Source organism: Phytohabitans aurantiacus, from assembly GCF_027923225.1.
Lineage (GTDB): Bacteria > Actinomycetota > Actinomycetes > Mycobacteriales > Micromonosporaceae > Phytohabitans > Phytohabitans aurantiacus.
Genome location: NZ_BSDI01000039.1, coordinates 41,797 through 61,739, shown reverse-complemented (window position 1 = coordinate 61,739; position 19,943 = coordinate 41,797). Strand labels below are relative to the sequence as shown.

General features: G+C 70.4%; 16 protein-coding genes. 11 read left to right on the top strand and 5 right to left on the bottom strand.

The window, feature by feature from the left end; translation table 11 throughout:
• Positions 1 to 51 precede the first annotated feature (51 nt).
• The 4 genes from aceA to QMG73_RS31390 are packed head-to-tail and all read left to right on the top strand — an operon-like array spanning position 52 to position 5,118.
• Complete coding sequence (aceA, locus tag QMG73_RS31405; RefSeq protein ID WP_281901708.1) at positions 52 to 1,323, top strand: isocitrate lyase; 1,272 nt, start codon at positions 52 to 54, stop codon at positions 1,321 to 1,323.
• Complete coding sequence (gene aceB / locus QMG73_RS31400) at positions 1,320 to 2,924, top strand: malate synthase A (protein ID WP_281901707.1); 1,605 nt, start codon at positions 1,320 to 1,322, stop codon at positions 2,922 to 2,924. Before aceA ends, aceB begins: the two co-directional genes overlap by 4 nt.
• Positions 2,921 to 3,865, top strand: a complete 945-nt coding sequence (locus tag QMG73_RS31395; protein WP_281901706.1) for a sugar kinase — start codon at positions 2,921 to 2,923, stop codon at positions 3,863 to 3,865. Before aceB ends, QMG73_RS31395 begins: the two co-directional genes overlap by 4 nt.
• 14 nt (positions 3,866 to 3,879) lie before the next feature.
• Positions 3,880 to 5,118, top strand: coding sequence for a glycoside hydrolase family 1 protein (locus QMG73_RS31390; RefSeq protein WP_281901705.1), 1,239 nt, complete (start codon positions 3,880 to 3,882; stop codon positions 5,116 to 5,118).
• 6 nt (positions 5,119 to 5,124) lie between these two features.
• On the opposite strand, the gene QMG73_RS31385 is transcribed toward QMG73_RS31390, so the two are convergent.
• On the bottom strand, positions 5,125 to 6,900 hold the full coding sequence (locus QMG73_RS31385; RefSeq protein ID WP_281901704.1) for an alpha/beta hydrolase domain-containing protein: 1,776 nt from the start codon (positions 6,898 to 6,900) through the stop codon (positions 5,125 to 5,127).
• A gap of 123 nt (positions 6,901 to 7,023) precedes the next feature.
• Between QMG73_RS31385 and QMG73_RS31380 the strand changes: the two genes are divergently transcribed.
• Genes QMG73_RS31380 through QMG73_RS31370 form a run of 3 tightly spaced genes read left to right on the top strand, consistent with a single transcriptional unit; the run spans position 7,024 to position 9,514 of the window.
• On the top strand, positions 7,024 to 8,001 hold the full coding sequence (locus QMG73_RS31380) for an aliphatic sulfonate ABC transporter substrate-binding protein (protein WP_281901703.1): 978 nt from the start codon (positions 7,024 to 7,026) through the stop codon (positions 7,999 to 8,001).
• Positions 7,998 to 8,825 carry an ABC transporter permease gene (locus QMG73_RS31375; protein ID WP_281901702.1) on the top strand — a complete coding sequence of 276 codons (828 nt, stop codon included), beginning with the start codon at positions 7,998 to 8,000 and terminating at the stop codon, positions 8,823 to 8,825. Before QMG73_RS31380 ends, QMG73_RS31375 begins: the two co-directional genes overlap by 4 nt.
• Positions 8,798 to 9,514 carry an ABC transporter ATP-binding protein gene (locus QMG73_RS31370; RefSeq protein WP_281901701.1) on the top strand — a complete coding sequence of 239 codons (717 nt, stop codon included), beginning with the start codon at positions 8,798 to 8,800 and terminating at the stop codon, positions 9,512 to 9,514. Before QMG73_RS31375 ends, QMG73_RS31370 begins: the two co-directional genes overlap by 28 nt.
• 147 nt (positions 9,515 to 9,661) lie before the next feature.
• Here the strand turns inward: QMG73_RS31370 and QMG73_RS31365 are convergent, their stop codons facing one another.
• Together QMG73_RS31365 and QMG73_RS31360 are read right to left on the bottom strand one after the other, a co-directional pair.
• A complete protein-coding gene (locus QMG73_RS31365; RefSeq protein ID WP_281901700.1) occupies positions 9,662 to 10,681 on the bottom strand; it encodes a LacI family DNA-binding transcriptional regulator in 1,020 nt (339 codons plus the stop codon).
• A gap of 13 nt (positions 10,682 to 10,694) precedes the next feature.
• The gene (locus QMG73_RS31360; protein WP_281901699.1) at positions 10,695 to 12,200 is read right to left on the bottom strand and encodes a glycoside hydrolase family 43 protein; all 1,506 of its coding nucleotides are present in this window, start codon (positions 12,198 to 12,200) and stop codon (positions 10,695 to 10,697) included.
• Positions 12,201 to 12,442: 242 nt separating this feature from the next.
• On the opposite strand from QMG73_RS31360, the gene QMG73_RS31355 reads away from it, so the two are divergent.
• The 4 genes from QMG73_RS31355 to QMG73_RS31340 are packed head-to-tail and all read left to right on the top strand — an operon-like array spanning position 12,443 to position 17,164.
• A complete protein-coding gene (locus QMG73_RS31355; protein WP_281901698.1) occupies positions 12,443 to 14,101 on the top strand; it encodes an extracellular solute-binding protein in 1,659 nt (552 codons plus the stop codon).
• A complete protein-coding gene (locus QMG73_RS31350; protein WP_281901697.1) occupies positions 14,098 to 15,036 on the top strand; it encodes an ABC transporter permease in 939 nt (312 codons plus the stop codon). Before QMG73_RS31355 ends, QMG73_RS31350 begins: the two co-directional genes overlap by 4 nt.
• Positions 15,033 to 15,929, top strand: coding sequence for a carbohydrate ABC transporter permease (locus QMG73_RS31345; protein WP_281901696.1), 897 nt, complete (start codon positions 15,033 to 15,035; stop codon positions 15,927 to 15,929). Before QMG73_RS31350 ends, QMG73_RS31345 begins: the two co-directional genes overlap by 4 nt.
• Positions 15,926 to 17,164 carry an ROK family transcriptional regulator gene (locus tag QMG73_RS31340; protein ID WP_281901695.1) on the top strand — a complete coding sequence of 413 codons (1,239 nt, stop codon included), beginning with the start codon at positions 15,926 to 15,928 and terminating at the stop codon, positions 17,162 to 17,164. The genes QMG73_RS31345 and QMG73_RS31340 overlap by 4 nt, the downstream gene beginning before the upstream one ends.
• 176 nt (positions 17,165 to 17,340) lie before the next feature.
• Here the strand turns inward: QMG73_RS31340 and QMG73_RS31335 are convergent, their stop codons facing one another.
• Positions 17,341 to 19,509, bottom strand: coding sequence for a carbohydrate-binding protein (locus QMG73_RS31335; RefSeq protein ID WP_281901694.1), 2,169 nt, complete (start codon positions 19,507 to 19,509; stop codon positions 17,341 to 17,343).
• Between the two features lie 126 nt (positions 19,510 to 19,635).
• Complete coding sequence (locus QMG73_RS31330) at positions 19,636 to 19,911, bottom strand: hypothetical protein (protein WP_281901693.1); 276 nt, start codon at positions 19,909 to 19,911, stop codon at positions 19,636 to 19,638.
• Positions 19,912 to 19,943 lie beyond the last annotated feature (32 nt).

Here is a 19,943-nt window from a genome sequence, read left to right as displayed (position 1 = left end):
GGTGCGATATCGACGTGTCACGGTGGCCGTATTCCATTCTAGGAGGCCGTGATGACCGCAATGGCGGAACAGTTGCAGAGCGAGTGGTCCACCGATCCCCGATGGCGCGGCGTGGAGCGCACGTACACCGCTGCCGACGTGGTGCGCCTGCGGGGCGCGATACAGGAGGAGCACACCCTCGCCCGACGCGGCGCCGAGCGGCTGTGGCACCTCATGCACGAGGAGGACTACGTCCACGCGCTCGGCGCGCTCACCGGCAACCAGGCGGTGCAGATGGTGCGCGCCGGCCTCAAGGCGATCTACCTGTCCGGTTGGCAGGTGGCCGCGGACGCGAACCTGGCCGGGCAGACGTACCCGGACCAGAGCCTCTACCCGGCCAACTCGGTGCCGGCGGTGGTGCGCCGGATCAACAACGCGCTGCTGCGGGCCGCCCAGATCACCACCGCGGAGGGCACCACCTCTGGACATGACTGGATCGCCCCGATCGTCGCCGACGCCGAGGCCGGCTTCGGTGGCGTGCTCAACGCGTACGAGCTGATGACCGCGATGATCACTGCGGGCGCCGCCGGGGTGCACTGGGAGGACCAGCTCGCCTCGGAGAAGAAGTGCGGTCACCTGGGCGGCAAGGTGCTGATCCCCACCGGGCAGCACATCCGCACCCTCAACGCCGCCCGGCTCGCGGCCGACGTGGCGGGCGTGCCGTCGGTGGTCGTCGCGCGCACCGACGCGCAGGCCGCCACGCTCATCACCACCGACGTGGACGAGCGGGACCAGCCGTTCATCACCGGCGAGCGCACCGGCGAGGGCTTCTACCGGATTCGCAACGGCGTGGAGCCGTGCATCGCTCGCGGCCTGGCGTACGCCCCGCACGCCGACCTGCTGTGGATGGAGACCAGCACGCCGGACCTGGAGGTGGCTCGCCGGTTCGCCGAGGCGATCAAGGTGCGGTACCCCGACCAGTTGCTGGCGTACAACTGCTCGCCGTCGTTCAACTGGCGCAAGCACCTCGACGACGCCACGATCGCCAAGTTCCAGCGGGAGCTGGGCCACATGGGGTACAAGTTCCAGTTCATCACCCTCGCCGGCTTCCACGCGCTGAACTACTCGATGTTCGACCTGGCGCGCGGCTACGCCACCGATGGCATGAGCGCGTACGTGGCGTTGCAGGAACGGGAGTTCGCGGCCGAGGCCGACGGCTACACCGCGGTCAAGCACCAGCGCGAGGTCGGCACCGGGTACTTCGACCTGATCAGCACGGTGCTCAACCCGCAGGCCGAGACCACCGCGCTGCGCGGGTCGACCGAAGAGGAGCAGTTCGCGTGAGAATCCAGGTCACGGGCCCGATGGCCGAGCGGTACGAGGAGATCCTCAGCGCCAAGGCGTTGGACTTCCTCACCGCGCTGGACGACGAGTTCGCGGGTCGCCGGGTGGCGCTGCTGGACACCCGGCGGGCCCGGCGCGCCCGGTACGCCCTCGGCGACCTGCCGGGGTTCCTGCCGGAGACCGCCGCCATCCGCGAGGACCCGACCTGGCGGGTCGCCCCCGCGGCGCCGGGCCTTGTCGACCGGCGGGTCGAGATCACCGGCCCCACCGAGCGGAAGATGACCATCAACGCGCTGAACTCCGGCGCGAAGGTCTGGCTGGCCGACCTCGAAGACGCCACCGCTCCGACGTGGCACAACGTCATCGGCGGACAGCTCAACCTGGTGGACGCCATCGACCGGCGGATCGACTTCACCACGGCCGAGGGCAAGAGTTACGCCCTCGGTGACGACCCGGCCACGATCGTGGTGCGCCCGCGCGGCTGGCACCTGACGGAAAAGCACATCACGGTCGACGGGCGACCCATCTCGGCCAGCCTCGTCGACTTTGGACTGTACTTCTTCCACTGTGCGCAAAGGCAGCTCGACGCCGGCGGCGGGCCGTACTTCTACCTGCCGAAGCTGGAGGGTCACCGCGAGGCTCGACTGTGGAACGACGTCTTCCGGTTCGCGCAGCAGTACGTGGGCATCCCGCAGGGCACGATCCGCGCGACGACTCTGATCGAGACCATCACGGCCGCGTTCGAGATGGAGGAGATCCTGTACGAGCTGCGCGAGCACTCAGCGGGGCTGAACGCCGGCCGGTGGGACTACATCTTCAGCACCATCAAGAACTTCGGTCACCGGCCCGACTTCGTCCTGCCCGACCGGGCCGACGTGACGATGACCGTACCGTTCATGCGCGCGTACACCGAATTGCTGGTGCGGACCTGCCACAAGCGCGGCGCGCACGCCATCGGTGGCATGGCCGCGTTCATCCCGAGCCGGGAGGCCGAGGCGAACGAGGTCGCGCTGGCGAAGGTGCGCGCCGACAAGGAGCGCGAGGCCGGCGACGGTTTCGACGGCTCGTGGGTGGCGCACCCCGGCCTGGTGCCGGTCTGCCGCGCCGTCTTCGACAGCGTGTTGGGCGACCGGCCGAACCAGCTCGACCGGCAGCGCGAAGACGTGTCGGTGACCGCCGACGACCTGCTGGCCGTCGACCGGACGCCGGGACAGGTCACCGAGGCGGGGCTGCGCGCGAACATCGCGGTGGCGCTGCGCTACTTCGACGCCTGGCTCGGCGGTGCCGGCGCGGTGGCTATCTTCAACCTGATGGAAGACGCGGCGACCGCTGAGATCGCGCGTTGCCAGGTGTGGCAATGGATCCAGCACGGCACCGCGCTCGCCGATGGCGGCGTGGTCACGGCGGAGCTCGTACAGTCCATCGTGGAGCACGAGCTGGCCGCGCTGCGCGCCGAACGGCCGGCCGCCGACCACGAGCGGCTGGCGCGAGCGGCGGCCGTGTTCGAGCAGCACGCGCTCGACGAGGACCTGCCGGCCTTCTTCACCACCGGCGCCTACGCCCACCACCTCGTCTCGCCCTCCCCCATAATTGCTGGGTGACAGTCGACCTGCTGACCCTGGGCGAGACGATGGCGGCGTTACGCGGCACCGGCCCGCTCAGGCTCGGCGGCGACCTGCGGCTCTCGATCGCCGGCGCGGAGTCCAATGTGGCCATTGGACTCGCCCGGCTGGGGCACGCGGCCCGCTGGGTCGGCCGGGTCGGCGACGACGAGCTTGGCGCGCTGGTACTGCGAACCCTGCGCGCCGAGAGCGTCGACGTGTCCGCCGCCGTCGTGGCGCCCGGAGAACTGACCGGGATGCTGCTGTTCGACCGGGCACCGGGCGGCACGCCCCGGGCGCACTACCGGCGTGCGGGTTGCGCCGCCGCACGCCTCGCCCCGGCCGACGTCTCCGCCGCGGTCGCGCTGGGCGCCCGCGTCCTGCACGTCACCGGCATCACCCCCGCCCTCGGCGAGGATCCGGCCGCCGCCGTCCGATACGCGGTCGAGGCGGGCCGGGCCGCCGGCGCGACCGTCTGCCTCGACGTCAACCACCGGCCCAAGCTGTGGCCACGGGAGCGGGCCAGTGCCGTGCTGCGCCCGCTGGCCGCCGGTGCCCACCTCGTGGTCGCCTCCGAAGACGAGCTCCCGCTGGTCTGCGACGGACCAGACGAGGCCGCCCGCGCGAGGGCGCTGCTCGACCTGGGCGTGCGCGAGGTCGTGGTCAAGCGGGGCACGCGGGGTGCGTCGGCGTACACCGGCACCGGCCGGCACGACGAGCCGGCTCGGGCGGTCACCGTGGTGGACACCGTGGGCGCCGGCGACGCCTTCACCGCCGGCTACCTGTCCGCGTTCCTCGACGGGCTGCCCGTGCCGGAACGGCTGCGGCGCGGCGTGATACTCGGCGCGGCAGCGGTCGCCGCGCACGGCGACTGGGAGGGTCTGCCGACGAGGGCGGAGCTCGACCACATCGGAGGCTCCCCCGACGCGACGCTGCGATGACCTACCCTTGCCGGATGAGGCGCTTCCCCGACGGTTTCCTCTTCGGCGTCGCCACCTCCGGTCACCAGACCGAGGGCGACAACACCGACAGCGACACCTGGTTCCTGGAAAACGTCGAGCCGTCCGTCTTCGCCGCGCGCTCCGGCCGCGCCTGCAACAGCTGGGAGCTGTGGCGCGAAGACCTCGATCTGGTACAGGCCATGGGGCTGGACGCCTTCCGGTTCTCCCTGGAGTGGGCCAGGATCGAGCCGACCGAGGGCACCTTCTCCCGCGAGGCGTTGGCGCACTACGCGGCCATTGTCGACGGTTGCGCGCAACGCGGTCTGGCGCCGGTGGTGACCCTCAACCACATGACCTGTCCGCATTGGTTCGCCAAGCGCGGCGGCTGGCTCGATCCCGCCGCGCCGGCGCTGTTCGCCCGGTACTGCGACACGGTCATGGACCAGTTCGGCGACCGGATTCACTCCGCCGTCACCCTGAACGAGCCGAACCTGCCGCAGTTGCTGTCCTGGGTGGACCTGCCCGCGTCGGTCCGGGAGCTGGAGCGGGCCACGCTCGAGGCGGCCAGCGTCGCGGCGGGCGTCCCCCGCTACCGGGTCAGCAACATCATGCTCCCGGAGGAGTTCGACGCGATGCGCGACGGCATGGCGGCGGGCCACCTCGCCGCCCGGGAGGCACTGAAGGCCCGGCGGGCCGACCTGCCCGTGGGCCTGTCCATCGCGATCGTCGACGACCGGGTGGCCGGCGACGATTCGACGCTTCGCGACCTCAAGCGCGCCGAGGTGTACGACCACTGGCTGCGGCTGGCCCGCGACGACGACTTCGTCGGCATCCAGAACTACGAGAGCGCGGCCTACGACGCCGCCGGGCTGTTGTCGCCGCCGCGAGGCGCCACCCTCAACCAGTTGGGCTCGGCGATCGACCCGGGGTCGCTCGGCGGCGCTGTGCGGTACGCCCACGAGGTCAGCGGCGTGCCGGTCTTCGTGACCGAGCACGGCATCGGCGTCGAAGACGACACCCTGCGGGCTGGCTTCATCGCCCCGTCGCTGGCCGGCCTGCTCGACGCGATCGACGACGGCGTACCGGTGCTCGGCTACTGCCACTGGACCCTGCTCGACAACTTCGAGTGGACCGGCGGATACTCCTTCCACTTCGGTCTGCACACAGTGGACAGAGAGTCGTTCGTCCGCACCCCGAAGCCGAGCGCGGGCCGATACGCCGCCATCGCGACCAGCCGAGCCGTCCAGGGCTAGGGCTCCTCAAGACGACAGGCCCTCGATCAGGATCCGCGCGTACCCTCCGAGCAGCCCTACCTGCTCCGCCGTCGCGTGACCCCGCTGATGCTCCCGGTCGAGCAGTGACTGGTAGCGCTCCAGTGACCGGATCGCCTCTCCGTAGTGGCGCTGCCGCCGCGCGGGCTCGGACTGGCCGCGGGCCACCGCGAACGTGGCCTGGTCGAGCGTCCGGACGAGCTGGTCGCCGCCCCGCAGGTAGAGGAAGGCGGTGTGGTCACGCAGCAGCTGGGTCGACGGCTGGATGGGAAACTGCGCGACGTTGGCGCACAGGGGTCCGCATTCGAGGTCGCGGCCGGCGAGCGAGCCGTGCGCGTCCCGCAGCATCTCCCGCACGTCGGCGGGCAGCACGTAGCCGGCGAACACGTTCCGCCACGCCTCGGGGACGAACTGCCGCAGGTACGCCTGCCGGTCGGGGTACAGCGCTCGCAGCGTCTGCCGGTCGAACGGGACGTGCGTGCCGTTGAGGAAGCACAGTCCGGTGCCACCGGGCGGGTTCTCGTTGACGCCGGTGTCGAGGGCGACGGGCACCTCGAACGGTGCCAGCCGCAGGCCGCCCAGCGCGTTGCCGTGCGCGTCGCGCAGCACGGTGACACCGTCCGGGGCGAGTGCGATGAGCGGCGCCGCCGGTGGCGGTACGCCCCGCCGGGCCCAGCCGGCCAGATGGTGGATCGCGGCGGACAGCGGGTACCGGTCCGGGATGCGGCTGCGGCTGGGCCGGGCGCAGTTGTCGCGCAGTGGTGCCGCCGGCTGATCGCGTCGCAGCAGGGCGTAGCGGACCGCGAACGAGGCCCAGTCCGAGTGCGACGCCCCGGCGATCGACCACGTTCGCATCCGGTTGGTGTCCGGCTGCAGCGAGCTGATCTCGTTGGCCGAGGGTGGCCCGGTGAACTCGGTCTCCGACAGCACCTTGAACACGGGCAGGTCCAGGTCGGCGCGCAGCCGCTCGCCACCGATGTAGAGCAGGGCCGCGTCGGCGACGGCCCGGGTGCGGGGCTGGACCGCGTTGACGAACACCGACACCCGCCCGGCGGACTGCGACACGCCCGCCGCGACGACGGTGCGTACCTGGGCACGCAGGTTGCCGAGCACGCCGGTCGCGCGCACCGCACGCAGTCCCTGTGCGTACACGTCGAACGACAGCGGATCGCCGGACGTGAGCGTCCCGCCGCTGGTGAGGTCGAGGCTGCCGTACCGCAGCGGGCTGAACGCCTTGAGCCCGAGCGTCGGATTGGTGATCGGGGCGCTCTGCGCGGTGATGCCCACCCACGCGTAGCCCTCGCGCAGGAGGAACTCGTGGGTGCGGAACCACAGCGCCTCGACGTCGTACTGGCTCGTGGCGTTGAGCCACTCCACGACCACGGTCCCGTTGAACGCCGCCGGTCGGGCCGGCCGCCGCACCACCATGCGCGTCCGGTACGGATGGCCGGTCGAGACGATGCTGGCCGTCGGCGACGGCGTCGGCCGGGCGCCGATCCCGGGTGCGACGGTCGCGTCGTACACGTTCGCCTTACCGCTGTAGAAGAACTCCTGCTCGACGTAGCCGCGGCCGGCGAGATCGAGGTCGCTGGCGAAGAACGTGTAGTCGCGGTCCGCACTGCCCACCGTGGAGGGAATCAGGCCGCTGACGGCGGGGATGGGAACCTCGTCGCGGGCCGGTGCGGCGTGCGCGGCCGGCACCGCCGCACCCGGCAGCCCGGTGACGAGCACGAGAGCCAAAGCCGTCTTAGCCAGTGCGGACATGATCAACTCCGCTCGCCGTATTAACGTACCGGTCCGTACATTAGCGGCAAGACCCCGTGCACTCAACCACCAGCACCGGAGGGTCTTCCCACTAATCCCATCGGTTCAGTAGACTAAGCGCCCATGAACAGGTCACCGAACCGCCGCGACGCCCTGGCCCGCCGGCGCATCGCCACGCTCAGCGCCGTCCTGATCGCCGCCGCCGGCGTGCTCGCGGGCTGCGGTGGCGACGAGGCCGCCGGCAGTGAGGCCGCGCCGTTGCGGGTGGGCTACCAGCGCTACGGGAGCCTGAGCCTGCTCAAGGCCCGCAACGCCGCGCCCGGCGTGACCTGGTCGCTCTTCGAGAGCGGGCCGGCCCTGACCGAGGCCCTCAAGGCTGGCTCGATCGACATCGGCGAGACCGGCGAGGCGCCGCCCATCTTCGCCGCCGCCGGCAAGATCAAGTTCAAGATCGTGGCGACGTCGGACGAGGTGCCGCAGGGCGAGGCCGTCCTCGTCAAGGAGAGCAGCGGGTTCCGGACCTTCGCCGACCTCAAGGGCCGGACCGTCGCGCTCAACAAGGGCTCCAACGTGCACTGGCTGCTGGTCAAGCTGCTGGAGGCCAACAACATGACCCTGAGGGACATCACCGTCAAGTACCTCAAGCCGGCCGAGGGCCGGCCCGCCTTCGACTCCGGGCAGGTCGACGCCTGGATCATCTGGGATCCGTACTTCGCCCTGGCCGAGCAGCCCGGCGTCAAGGTGCTCGCGGACGCCACCGGGCTGGCCAGCAACCGCGAGTACATCCTGGCCGCCCCCGACGCCGTCGAGAAGAAGCCCGATCAGGTGCGTGACCTGCTCACCAAGCTCGACGCCACCACCGACTGGGGCATCGCCAACCCGGACGAGCGGGCCCGCGTCCTCGCGCCCGAGCTGAAGATCCCCGAAGACGTGACGAAGCGCTCCCTCGCCCGCAGCGCCAAGCCGCTGGCCCCGGTCACGCCGGCCATCGGCGAGGAACTGCAGGCCATCGCCGACGGCTTCGCGAAGCTGGAACTGATCCCCGAGCCGATCGACATCAAGGCCCGCGTCGATACCCAGTTCTCCGGGGCGTTGACATGACCACGGTCGCCACCCGCCCGCCGGCCACCGCCGAGAAGGCGCCCGGGAAGGCGTCCCGGACGGCGCGGCGCCGGCGGTGGCGGCGGCTCACGACGCCCGTCGCGCTGTTCGCGCTCTGGGAGATCTCATCGCGTACCGGCGTCCTGCCCGAGGAGAAGCTCTCCCCGCCCAGCCAGGTGTTGCGCACCGGCTGGCGGCTCGCCGCCGACGGCACCCTCGCCACCCACCTGCTGGACTCGCTGACCCGTGCCGGCGCCGGGCTCCTCATCGGCGTCAGCCTCGCGCTGATCCTCGGCTCGGTCGCCGGCCTGCTGCGGATCGGCGACGACCTGGTCGACCCGACCGTGCAGATGGCCCGCATGCTCCCCCACCTCGCGCTGGTCCCGCTACTGATCATCTGGGTGGGCATCGGCGAGTCGCTGAAGATCACCCTCGTCAGCCTGGGCGTGTTCTTCCCGATGTACTTCAACATCTACGCCGGCATCCGCGACATCGACGAGCGGCTGGTCGAAGCGGCGCGCACCTGCGGGCTGAACGCGCTGGCCCGCATCCGCCACGTCATCCTGCCCGGGGCGCTGCCGTCGCTGTTCCTCGGCCTGCGCCTGGCGACGGGCGCCGCGTGGCTGAGCCTGGTGGTGGGCGAGACGGTCGCCACCCAGAGCGGCATCGGTTTCCTGATGATGGAGGCCCGCGAGTTCAGCCAGACCGACGTGGTCCTGGTGGGATTGTTCATCTACGCCCTCCTCGGCCTGCTGTCCGACCAGATCCTGCGGATCGCGGAAAGGAGGGCGCTGACATGGCGGCGCGGACTTCGGGCGACGTAGTCACCGCGACCGGGGTGCGGCGCACCTTCGGCGACGCGGTGGTGCTCGACGGCGTAGACCTCACGATCGGCGCCGGCGAGGTGGTCGCCCTGCTCGGCGGCAGCGGCTCGGGCAAGACCACGCTGCTGCGGATCCTCGCCGGCCTCGATCCGGACGCGACCGGCGACTGGCGGGTCAGCGGCAGCCTCGCGGTGGTCTTCCAGGAACACCGGCTGCTGCCGTGGAAACGGGTCGCTGACAACGTGGCGCTCGGCGTGACCGGTCCCGACCTGCGGCGGCGCACCGGCGCGGCCCTGGCCGAGGTCGGGCTCGCCGGCCGCGAGCGGGCCTGGCCCGCGGAGTTGTCCGGCGGGCAGTCCCAACGCGTCGCGGTCGCGCGCGCTCTGATCCGCGAGCCGGACCTGCTGCTGCTCGACGAGCCGTTCGGCGCCCTCGACGCGCTCAGCCGGCTCCGTATGCAGGCGCTCTTCGGCCGGCTGCGCGCCCAGCACGGCTTCGCCGCCCTGCTGGTCACCCACGACGTCGACGAGGCGCTGCTGCTCGCCGACCGCACGCTCGTCTTGGACGGCGGCCGGGTGGTCGATGACGCGCCGGTGCCGCTGTCGCACCCGCGCGCCCCGGACGACCCCGGGTTCGGCCCGCTGCGCCGCCGCCTGCTCGACCGCCTGGGCGTACCCGCGCGCTCCTGACCTTCGGCCGGTCCTGACATGCATTGCGTGCCCCGGTCCGCGCCAGCTGCGGACCGCATGCTCCCGCGGGCACCGCGCGGGCCGGCGGCTCGCGAGCGCTCGCCGAAACCCCCGGCCCGCGCTGCCAGGTCCGCGCGCCAAGCCCGGTCAGGAGCCAGCGGGCGGGGCGGTGCTCTGGCGTACGGTGAGCGTGGTGGCCAGTTCCAGGCCCGCCGGCGGCGCCTTCTCGCCACGCCCCAGCGCGAGCGCCAGCTCCGTCGCCGCCACGGCCATCTCCGTCAGTGGTTGGTGGACTGTCGTCAGTGGAGGGTCGACCAGCGCGGCGAGTGGCAGGTCGTCGAAGCCCACCACGCTCAGGTCTTCGGGTATCCGCAGCCCGAGCTCCCGCGCGGCCTGGTAGACACCGAACGCCTGCAGGTCGTTGCTGGCGAAGATCGCGGTGGGACGCCGCGGCCGGGTCAGCAAGGCGCGCGCCGCCGCCCGGCCCTCGTCCTGGGTCAGGCCGGCGCGCACGATCAGGTCGGCGTCCACCGCCAGGCCGGCGCCGTCGATGGCGGCGCGGAAGCCGTCCAGCCTGGCCCGGCAGCACAGGATCCGGTCCGGGCCGGCGATCATCCCGATCCGCCGGTGTCCTAATTGGACCAGGTGCCGGGTGGCGGACCGGCCGCCGGTCCAGTTCGTCGCTCCCACGAACGGCACCCCGTCGGGCAGCTCGACCGTCGGATCGAAGACCACGTACGGGATGCCCCGGGCGGACAGCTGGGCACGCTGCTCGTCCGAGAGCTGGGCCACGGTCACCACGCAGTCCGGGCGGCGGGAGATCGTGTCGTCGATCCAGTAGTGGATGGTGTTGCGTTCCGGGCCGAACTCCGTCAACACGACGCCGACCCGCTGTTCGCGGGCCACCTGCTCGACACCGCGGATGATCTCGACGCCCCACATGTGCGCCAGCTCGTCGAAGACCAGCTCCATCATGTTGCTGCGCTGGATCGGCTTGCGGTACCCGTACCGGCTGATCAGCGCCTCGACCCGCGCCCGGGTGGCCGCGGCTACGCCGGAGCGTCCGTTGATCACCTTGGACACCGTGGGGACGGACACCCCGGCCGACTCGGCGATATAGGAGATCGTCACCGGCCCGGCCGGGTCGACACCGTCGGCCTCTGCCACCCTGCCTCCTTGCCTAGGCGACCGGCTCGTCGTCGAACCAGTCGAAGTGGACGGTGCCGGCGGCGGCGTACATTCCCAGGACCCGACCGGTGAAGCCGCCGGCGACCTCCGTCGACAGGTACCGGCCGTCGAGCTCAGCCAGCACGTCGAACTCTCCCCGGTCGTCTTCGATACCGAGGCGCAGCCGATCCGGCTCGGCACGCGGATGCCAGCCGTCCGAGCCGGCGACGTCGACGCGCAGCCGGATCGGCCCGGCCGGGACCGAGCGGGTGGCGACCACCGGGCGTACCGGCCCGGTCCGCGCCATCACCCGCACCTCCCCGCCGCCCACCTCGATCTCGTAGTGGTGCGACTCGTCGAGGCGCGCGGCCAATCCCCCGGACCCTTCCGCGGGGTCGATCAACGTGCGGATCCGGCAGGACAGGTGCTGCTGGCGGCGGCCGACGAACGTGACGTCGGGATCGTCGAGCGACCCGCCGCGGGCGTACAGGGTCAGCCAGCCCGGCCGGTCCTTCAGTGACCAGCTGTCGTCCGGCCGGGAGCGCGGCGAGACCCACCGCGGGTGCGGATTCTCCTCGTCGAAGTCGTCGCGAACGGGCTGTGCGGCGGCGAGGTGTGGCGACCATGCCGGCGCGGGCATCGCCGGCCTCAGGTCGCCGGCCACCGGCCAGCCGTCGACCCAGGTGACGGGTACCAGGAAGGTCTCCCTGCCCAAAACGTGCCAGCCCGGAGTGCCGCCGCGCGGCCGGACGCCGAGCAGCACCAGCCACCACGAGCCGTCGGTGGCCTGGACGAGGTCGGCGTGGCCGGTGTTCTGGATCGGCTTGTTGGTGCCGCGATGGGTGAGGATCGGGTTGGCCGGGCACGGCTCGAACGGCCCGTCCGGCGCCGGCCCACGGGCGATCGAGACGGCGTGGCCGCGCTCGGTGCCGCCCTCGGCGATCAGCAGGTACCAGTGGTCGCCGATCCGGTACAGGTGCGGGGCTTCCGGGGCCTGGGCACCGGGCGCGCCGGACCAGAGCCGCCGCGGCTGTTCGAGCGGCTGGCCGGTGTGTGGGTCGATGCGCACCTGGTGGATGCCGGCGAACGTGCACCAGCAGTTGCCGTCGTCGTCCCAGGCCAGGTCGGGGTCGATGCCGACGCCGGGTACGCGGATCGGCTCGGACCAGGGGCCGGCGGCGTCGGTCGCGGTGAAGATCAAGGTGCCGCCACCGGGCGCGACGTTGGTGGTGATCAGCCAGAACCGGCCGTCGTGGTGGCGCAGGGTCGGCGCGTAGACGCCTCCGGAGGACGGCGTCTCCGCCGGCAGGCACAGCTGGCTGGGCCGGTCCAGGGCGTTGCCGATCTGCTCCCAGCGCACCAGGTCGCGACTGTGGAAGATGGGCACGCCCGGGAAGTACTCGAAGCTGGAGCAGGCCAGGTAGAAGTCCTCGCCGACGCGGCAGACGCTCGGGTCGGGGTGCATGCCGGCGATCACCGGGTTGGCGAACGTGCCGTCGACCCAGCCGGCCGTGCTCACAATGACGTCCTCCAGCGGCTCGAAACTTTCCAGGTGTTTCCTGTAGCGCTTTCTGGGCGGAGCGTAGTGAAGATCAGCGATGCCGTCAACGGCGAGTAGGCGCACTGGACCGCTTCCCCTTGTAGGCACCAAATCTTCTCTATTCGTCGACGCCTCTCTATGCTACGTTTCTCGGCACACTAGCGAAAGTTTCTGGTGCTCACCAAGTCGGGAGCCTCCATCACCGGTACGAAGGGACAACCATGACGGCTTCGAGACGCACCTTCCTTGGACTGCTGGGGCTCAGCGCGGCGGCCACCGCCGGCGGTCCGCTGCTGGCCGGATGCAGCGAGAAACCGACCGCCTCGGGCGGCGCCGAAAACCTCGACAAGTTCGCCAACCTGCTGCCGGCGCGCAAGGAGCTGGCGCTGAACATCTCCCCCGACATCGCCGGCACGCCCCCGGTGCCCAGTGGCTACACCAAGTACCCGAGCACGCTCATCGACGCGATCACCGGCAAGCCGGGCACCAGCGGCAAGGAGATCACCGCGATGACACCGGTGTGGGGTCCGGCCCCGCCCGGGATCGGCCAGAGCGCGTACCTGCAGGCGGTCAACGCCGAACTCGGCGTGCCGGTCAACTTCACCACCCAGGACGGCAACACGTACGCCGACAAGCTGAACGCGATGCTCGGCGCCCGGGACGTTCCGGAACTGCTGTGCGTGCCGGGCTGGGAGATAGCGAAGATCCCGCGCTTCTCCGAGGCGGTCAAGGCACTGTTCGAAGACCTCACCGACCATCTCAAGGGTGACGCGGTCAACGCGTACCCGATGCTCGCGTCGTATCCGACCGCGTCCTGGCGCCACGCGGTGTGGAACGAACGGCTGATGGCCGTGCCGAACCCCAGCGACGGCCCGTTCCCGTGGGCGCTCTTCACCCGCAAGGACCTGCTGGAGGCCCGCGGACTCGCCATCCCGAAGAGCCTCGACGAGTTGCTCACCATGGCCAAGCAGGTGACCGACCCGGCCAAGAACGCGTGGGCGTTCGACGACGTCTTCCCGATGATCCAGATCTATCACAAGGTGCCCGGCTCGAAGTTCGGGTGGCGGCTCAAGGCCGACAAGACACCCGAGTTCAAGTACGAGACGCCGGAGTACCGGCAGGCACTGGAGGTGATGGCCAAAATCTACAAGGACGGTCTCGTCCACCCGGACATCGTGGCCAGCAAGGGCGCCGACGCCGGTCTGCTGTTCGCGCAGGCGGGCAGCATCGTGTTCAAGCAGGCCGGTGTCGGCTTCTGGCAGGGTGCCCAGGCCGAGCACCAGAAGGTCAACCCGAAGCTGAACATCCAGCCCGTGCCGGTCTTCTCGGCCACCGGCGGCGACCCCTTGATGTGGCGCGCCGACGAGCCGATCTCCTTCACGTTCATCAAGAAGGGCGCCGGCAAGGAGCGGGTCGAGGAGCTGCTGCGCGTCATCAACTGGTGTTCCGCCCCGGTGGGTTCCCAGGAGGCGCTCCTGCGCGAATACGGCGTCGAGGGAAAGCACCACACCATGACCCCGAACGGGCCGGTCAAGACCGACCTGGCCTTCAAGGAAATCGCCAACCAGTACTTCTTCATCAGCGGCCGTAACCCCACCATCGGGCCGTTCCCCGACACCCCGAACTACGTGCGCGACCTGCTGGGCTGGTCCAACGAGACCGTCAAGTATCTCGAGGCGGATCCCTGGGAAGGGCTGAAGGTCGAGATGCCGGACAAGTTCAAGGCGTTCGCCGTGCCGGCCGAGGAGAAGTTCACCGACGTGCTCCGCGGCCGCCGACCGATGTCCGATGTGGACTCCATCGTCGCGGAGTGGAAGGCCAACGGCGGCGAGGAGGCGAGGGACCTGCTGGCCAAGGCGCTGTCCGAGGCAGGACGATGAAAAGACCCCGGATCCCTTTCCGGGTACGCCTCCAGCGCGACTGGCAACTGCTGGTGATGGTGGCGCCCGGCTTCCTGATCCTGCTCGTGTTCAGCTACGTGCCCATCGCCGGCAACGTCATCGCCTTCCAGGACTACAACCCCTACCTGGGCGACAACCCGCTCGAAGCGTTCCTGCACAGCGAGTGGATCGGCTTCGGCCAGTTCCAGCTGCTGTTCGAGGACCCGGCGTTCTGGCACGCCCTGCGCAACACCCTCACCATCACGGCGTTCCAGCTCGTCTTCTTCTTCCCGCTGCCGATCCTGCTGGCGATCCTGCTGCACAGCCTGCTCTCCAGCAGGGTTCGGGGCTTCATCCAGACCGTCGTGTACCTGCCCCACTTCTTCAGCTGGGTGCTGGTCATCACCTTCTTCGTGCAGATGCTCGGCGGCGCCGGCCTCCTCGCCCAAACCATGCGCGAGGCGGACCTCCAGCCGTGGAACATCATGACCAACCCCGACACGTTCATCCTTCTGGTCACCGCCGAGGCCGTCTGGAAGGACATCGGCTGGGGCACCATCGTCTTCCTCGCCGCACTGTCCACCATCGACCAGAACCTCTACGAAGCAGCCGCGGCAGACGGCGCCGGACGATGGCGCCGGCTGTGGCACATCACCCTGCCCGGCCTGCGCCCGGTCATCGTCCTGCTGCTCATCCTCCGCCTCGGCGACGCGCTCTCGGTCGGCTTCGAACAGTTCATCCTGCAACGCGACGCCGTCGGCCGCGAAGCCTCCGAGGTACTCGACACCTTCGTCTACTACTTCTCCATCGCCACCGGCAACTACGGGTACGGCGCCGCGGCGGGGCTGTTCAAAGCCGCCATCGGCCTGTGCCTGATCCTCGCGGCCAACAAGGTGGCACACCGACTCGGCGAGCAAGGGATCTACGCGAAGTGAGCGTCAAGACGACCCGCCCGGTCTGGGAGGAGAAGCCGACCCCGATCGGCCAGACCCTCAAGGCCGCCGCACTCGCGCTGCTCGTGCTGGGAGTGCTCTTTCCACTGTGGGTGATCCTGGTGACCAGCCTGTCGTCCCGCGAGACGATCGCCGAGGCCGGCGGGTTCGTGGTCATCCCCAAGGGCATCGACGTCTCCGCGTACCGGACCATCCTCTCGGGCGGTGCGGTCACCCGGGCGTTGTGGATCAGCACCCTCGTCACCGTCATCGGCACCGCGCTGGCCTTGACCGTCACCGTGCTCGCCGCCTACGGCCTGTCGCGGCCACGCTCGCTCGGCAGCCGCTGGCTGCTGGCGTACTTCCTGCTGCCGTTCCTGGTCTACCCGCCGCTGGTGCCCAAATACCTGGTGGTCACCGGCCTCGGCCTCAAAGACACCATCTGGGCGCTGATCCTGCCCTCGGCCATCAGCGTGTTCAACCTGGTCGTCGTCCGCGGCTTCTTCCAGGGCATCCCCCAGGAGCTGCTCGACAGCGCCAGAATCGACGGCGCCAGCGACTTTCGCATCCTCGGCCGCATCGTGCTGCCACTGTCCAAAGCGGTCGTCGCCGTCATCGGCCTGTTCTACGCCGTCGGCTACTGGAACGTCTGGTTCGACGCCCTGCTGTTCATCGACCGCAACGACATGTACCCCATCCAGCGAGTACTGCAGAGCTATCTGCTGGCCGGCCAGGCACCGCACACCTCCGGCGCCACCGTCGGCGTCACCATGCCACCCACCGAGGCGATCAAGATGGCCGTCGTCGTGCTCACCGTGGCGCCCATCGTCGCCGTCTACCCATTCATCCAGCGCCACTTCATCAAGGGCGTACTCATCGGGGCGGTGAAGGGTTGATAGTCGCTGCACAGCCCGCGGGCTTCGCGGACGTCCGGGCCACCAACCTCGCCGTCGTGCTGCGGCACGTGCGCGGCAACGCCCCATGCTCCCGAGCCGACATCGCCGCCGCCACCGGCCTGAACAAGGCCACCGTCTCCATCCTCGTCGCCGACCTGATCCGCCGGCGGCTGCTGCGCGAGACAGGACCCAGCGGTCACCGGGTCGGGCGCCCCTCCACCATGCTCGGCCTCGACGGAGAGCCCTACGTGGCGGTCGGCATCGAGGTCGGCTCCGACCAGCTCACCGCGATCGCCGTCGACCTGCCCGGTACCCGGCTGCTGTCGTGGCACCGCTCGTTCGCCGACCACGCGGCATCACCGGGCCGGGCCGTGGCCGCGATCGTCGCGCTGGCCCGGCGCGCCACCGCCCACCTCACCCGGCAGGGCCGCCAGGTCCTCGGCCTGACGGTCGCCGTGCCGGCCCTGGTCGACGGCGACGGCGTCGTGCGCCACTCCCCCAGCCTCGGCTGGCACAACCTCGACCTGCATGGCGAGCTCGCGACCGCGCTGCGCAAGCCCGACTACCCGATAGCCGTGGACAACAACGCCAACCTCGCGATCCTCGCCGAGCAGCGGTACGGCCCCTACGCCGGGCCCGCTAACCTCGCGTACCTCGCCAGCGACACCGCGATCAGCGCGGGCATCGTCGTTCAGGGCCACCTGCTGCGCGGCAGTCGCGGGTTCAGCGGCGCCATCGGCCACATCCAGGTGATGCCCGACGGCCCGCCCTGCGTGTGCGGGCGGCGCGGCTGCCTGGAAGCGGTCGCCGGCATCCCGGCACTGATCCGGCGAGCCCTGCCCGAGGCGGACTCGGGCCCGCGCCGGTCAGACCTCGCCCCGGATCTCCAAGAGATACAACGCCGCGCCAAGGCCAACGACCCATCCACAGTGGAGGCGCTCGCCGAGACCGGGCGCTGGCTCGGCTACGGCGCGGCACTGCTGACCAACCTGCTCAACCCCGACGTCATCATCCTAGGTGGACGGTTCGCGCCGCTGGCACCCTGGCTGCTGGCCTCCGCCGAGGCCGCGCTCACCGCCCGCGCGGTCGCGCCGCACGCGGGCGGCTGCCGCATCGTGGCCTCCACGCTCGGCGCCGGGTCAGCCGCCCTCGGTGCCGCCGCCCGCGTACTCGACCAGATCGACGCCGGCCACCTGCCCGAACCGTCAAGCTCCGCCGCACATCCCCGGATTTGAGCTACCGCGACGTCCGTCGTGCCCCGAGCCGTCGCTCCCGCGGCCTCACCCTCCGCGCCCAGTCACGCTCAAGATCCACGGGCGGGTCGTGTAGCCGCGAGAGGTGAGGCCGCGGGAGCGACGGTCTTACGCGCGGCGGGCGTCGCGGTAGCTCGATATCCCTTGGAAAAGATCGCCTAGCCGATCGGGGTGGCTATGCGGATGAGGTCGAGGTCCGGTGCGTAGCCGCTGGAGGCGTTTCCGAACGTGATGGTGTTGGCGCCGGCGGCCAGGTCGACGTCGACGACCGTGGTGCGGAAGGTGGTCCAGCTCAACGTGTTGCGGAAGTACACCCGCCGCGAAGCGCCTCCGTTGACGCTGATGTCGGCGCCCCGGTCGACGATGTTGTTGTTGTACTGGTGGTTTCCCACCACCTCGGCGTTGGCGTACGCGACGACCATCCGGTACCGGCCGGCGCTGGGCACCGTGACGTTGTTGAACCGCAGGGTGTTTCCGGCTCCCGCGCCCACGAAACCGACGTGCTGGCCGCCGGAGGCACCGGAGTTGCTCGCCCGCGCGGCGGTTCCGGACAGCGTGTTGCCGCTCGCCTCCGCCTCGTACGAGGTGATCGTGCCGGTGGTGGCCGCGACGTCGAGGTAGTCGAGGTTGACCGCGTCCCGGTCGTCGCTCGCGTACGCGTTGGCCTCGATCCGGCTGATGCCGGCGGGCAGGAACACCTTGGCGGTCACCGTGTTCCACGTGTTCCAGTCGGCGGTGCCGGGCAGCGCCAGGTCGGTCACGTCGGATCCGTTGAGTCGCAACCGGATCGACCTGTTGGCGGGGGCGCCCGAGAGCGGGCCGGCCGAGTAGCGCAAGCCGACGTTGTAGTAGCCGTCGGAGGGCACGGTGACGACGAACTTGGTGCTGGCGCTGGTGCTCGCGCCGTAGCCCTCGGCGAAGTAGGTGCCGGAGTAGCCGGTGTTGGTGCCGTAGGTGACCCGGGCACCGCCGTCGAGGCGCGCGTACTCGGCCTGGTAGCGCGAGCTTCCGCCCACAGTGGACAGGTCACGGTTCGGCGTGATGATCACCTGGTACGCGGCCGAGCCGCGCAGCCCGGTGAGCGGGATCGTCACCTGGCCGCCGCTGGCCGTGTAGTCGCCCTCGGCCACCACGAACGGCCCGGACGACGGGTCGAGTCCGGACGTGTCCACACCCCACACCGTCGCGTGCACGGTGCCGCCCAGGAACGGCGCCGAGCCGAGGCCGCGTACGACGACGTTCGTGTCGTAGGTGCCGGTCACCGGGTTGTTGCCGCCGAAGACGACCCGAGCCTGCTGCTTGGCCGGGTCCAGCGCGGCCAGCCCCTGCAGCGCACCGCCGACCGACGGCGGCGTGACGGCCACGGTGTTACCGGTCAGCTCGCCGTACCACTTGTAGAGCCACCAGCCGCCAGTGGCCTGGTTGTTGCGGGTCACCAGGTCGTTGAGGCCGCCGGCGGTGGTCCAGTACGCCAGGCACGCGTCGACCTTGCTGGCTTCGAACTTGGCCACGTACTGCACCAGGTTGCCCGGCACGCCCAGGTCACCGCTCTGCCGCGCGTACTCGTCGATCGTGATCGGCCGGGGGCTGATGCCGAGGCTGCTCTCGATGGCGCGGAAGTCGTTGTAGTGGTTGTTCCAGTTGGCGAAGAAGTCGTTTCCCAACTCGTGCCAGGTCACCACGTCCGGAAGCACGCCGTTGTCGCGGGCGAAGGTGAGGAACGCGCGCAGTTCGGCGGAACGGTAGGCGGCGAAGCCCGGCCCGGCGATACGCGCGCTCGGGTCGATGGACTTGATCCGTTGGTACACGGTGCGCCAGTCGGTGAGGAACCGGCTGGTGAGCTGACCGCCGTACCAGATCAGGTCGGGTTCGTTGAACGGCACGTACACGAAGAAGGTGCGGTTGGGGTCGGCGACCACCTTGCGGGCGATGGTGTCCACTTTGGTCAGGTAGTCGTTCAGGCCCAGGTTGTCGTACGGCCAGTTCGGGTAGATGTCCTGCATGTAGATCTCGATCTGGCGGCCGCCGGCCCGCTTGAACATCGGCGCCACCCTGAGCGCGTCGCCGTTGGGGTGCTGGAGGCCGTCCGGCGCCTTCTGCGCGGCGACCTGCGGCCGGAGCGCGGACAGCATGGTTTCGTTCGGGATGCCTTCGTCACCGAGTCCGTAGAGGAACCCGGTCGCGCCGTACCGTAGGGCACCGGTGTTGGCCGACAGGTCCACGGTGAGCTGCGACGGGGCGGCGCTGGCCACTCCCGCCGGCAACGCCGCGCCCAATGCCAACGCCAGCACGGCGGCGCCGGCGATCTTTCGACGTATCGATCTCATGGTGGGGGCAACCTCCTGGTCGTCGAGCAGCGGTCGAGACATCCAATGAGGCCGATGTCGCGAGGGATAGTGTGACCGGTCACACTGATCGACGAAAGTTTCTGTTACCGTTTCGTTACAATCGATCTACGTCGCCGCCTCGACGAGGGCGTCGTGCCACGCGCGCTCGTCGTCGGTACACGCGCGCCAGTTGTCGCCGCGGACCTCCCACATCGCGACCAGCCCGAGCAGCTCCTCCGCGGTCGTGGCGCTGAACAGGCGCCCGTCCTTCTCCGCCGCGTATTCGGCACCATCGAGAGGCGCGTAGCTCAGCGTCACCGCGTAGCCCTTCGCTCTCAGCGCGTACAACGCCGGAGCCGCGGTATTGCCAGCCACCCTGATCGTCGTTCGGTACTCCCGCATGCCGTCCCATCCTCCGGTGTCGAGCACCCAAG

What these genes read in the sequence shown, in the direction of transcription:
- aceA (WP_281901708.1), top strand. Translation starts at nt 52, where the DNA reads ATGACCGCAATGGCGGAACAGTTGCAGAGCGAGTGGTCCACCGATCCC.
- QMG73_RS31390 (WP_281901705.1), top strand. Translation starts at nt 3,880, where the DNA reads ATGAGGCGCTTCCCCGACGGTTTCCTCTTCGGCGTCGCCACCTCCGGT.
- QMG73_RS31385 (WP_281901704.1), bottom strand. Translation starts at nt 6,900, where the DNA reads ATGTCCGCACTGGCTAAGACGGCTTTGGCTCTCGTGCTCGTCACCGGG.
- QMG73_RS31380 (WP_281901703.1), top strand. Translation starts at nt 7,024, where the DNA reads ATGAACAGGTCACCGAACCGCCGCGACGCCCTGGCCCGCCGGCGCATC.
- QMG73_RS31375 (WP_281901702.1), top strand. Translation starts at nt 7,998, where the DNA reads ATGACCACGGTCGCCACCCGCCCGCCGGCCACCGCCGAGAAGGCGCCC.
- QMG73_RS31370 (WP_281901701.1), top strand. Translation starts at nt 8,798, where the DNA reads ATGGCGGCGCGGACTTCGGGCGACGTAGTCACCGCGACCGGGGTGCGG.
- QMG73_RS31355 (WP_281901698.1), top strand. Translation starts at nt 12,443, where the DNA reads ATGACGGCTTCGAGACGCACCTTCCTTGGACTGCTGGGGCTCAGCGCG.
- QMG73_RS31350 (WP_281901697.1), top strand. Translation starts at nt 14,098, where the DNA reads ATGAAAAGACCCCGGATCCCTTTCCGGGTACGCCTCCAGCGCGACTGG.
- QMG73_RS31335 (WP_281901694.1), bottom strand. Translation starts at nt 19,509, where the DNA reads ATGAGATCGATACGTCGAAAGATCGCCGGCGCCGCCGTGCTGGCGTTG.
- QMG73_RS31330 (WP_281901693.1), bottom strand. Translation starts at nt 19,911, where the DNA reads ATGCGGGAGTACCGAACGACGATCAGGGTGGCTGGCAATACCGCGGCT.